This is a genomic window from Alcanivorax sp. P2S70 (assembly GCF_000475295.1).
Classification (GTDB): Bacteria; Pseudomonadota; Gammaproteobacteria; order Pseudomonadales; family Alcanivoracaceae; genus Alcanivorax; species Alcanivorax profundi.
In genome coordinates this window covers 1-1,216 of sequence record NZ_AXBZ01000065.1, presented here as the reverse complement: position 1 = coordinate 1,216, position 1,216 = coordinate 1, and the positions used below count along the sequence as shown (strand labels likewise).

General features: G+C 57.7%; 1 protein-coding gene. It reads right to left on the bottom strand.

Annotated elements, in window-relative coordinates; translation table 11 throughout:
* Positions 1–12: 12 nt before the first annotated feature.
* A complete protein-coding gene (tuf, locus tag Q672_RS31545) occupies positions 13–1,203 on the bottom strand; it encodes an elongation factor Tu (RefSeq protein WP_031226999.1) in 1,191 nt (396 codons plus the stop codon).
* Positions 1,204–1,216 lie beyond the last annotated feature (13 nt).

Here is a 1,216-nt window from a genome sequence, read left to right as displayed (position 1 = left end):
CCGGGTAACGAATTACTCGGTGATCTTGGCTACCACGCCGGCGCCAACGGTACGGCCACCTTCGCGGATAGCGAAGCGCAGGCCGTCTTCCATGGCGATCGGAGCGATCAGCTCAACGTCCATCTGAACGTTGTCGCCCGGCATTACCATCTCGGTACCTTCCGGCAGGGTGCAAGCACCGGTTACGTCGGTGGTACGGAAGTAGAACTGCGGACGGTAACCGTTGAAGAACGGGGTGTGACGACCACCTTCGTCCTTGCTCAGTACGTAGACTTCAGCAACGAACTTGGTGTGCGGCTTGATGGAGCCCGGCTTGGCCAGGACCTGACCACGCTCAACTTCATCACGCTTGGTACCACGCAGCAGAACACCAACGTTCTCACCAGCACGGCCTTCGTCCAGCAGCTTGCGGAACATTTCAACACCGGTACAGGTGGTCTTGGTGGTGTCGTGGATACCCACGATCTCGATTTCCTCGCCCACCTTGATGATGCCACGCTCTACACGGCCGGTTACTACAGTACCGCGACCAGAGATGGAGAATACGTCTTCGATCGGCATCAGGAACGGCTGATCTACAGCACGCTCCGGCTCCGGGATGTACTCGTCCAGGGTCTCTACCAGCTTCTGTACGGCAGGCATGCCGATGTCGCTGGTGTCGCCTTCCAGAGCCTTCAGGGCAGAACCCTTGATGATCGGAGTGTCGTCGCCCGGGAAATCGTAGTCGCTCAGCAGCTCACGAATTTCCATCTCGACCAGCTCGAGCAGCTCTTCATCGTCAACCATGTCCGCTTTGTTCAGGAACACAACGATGTAAGGTACGCCTACCTGACGGGACAGCAGGATGTGCTCACGGGTCTGAGGCATCGGGCCATCAGCAGCGGAACATACCAGGATCGCGCCGTCCATCTGGGCTGCACCGGTGATCATGTTTTTCACATAATCAGCGTGCCCGGGGCAGTCTACGTGGGCGTAGTGACGAGTCGGGGAATCGTACTCTACGTGGGAGGTGGCGATGGTAATACCACGCTCACGCTCTTCCGGAGCATTGTCGATACCGTCGAAGGCAACGGCAGAGCCGCCCCACACTTCCGCACATACGCGAGTCAGCGCAGCGGTCAGGGTGGTTTTACCATGGTCAACGTGACCGATGGTGCCTACGTTTACGTGCGGTTTATTACGTTCAAACTTTTCCTTTGCCACGGTTCTATACCCT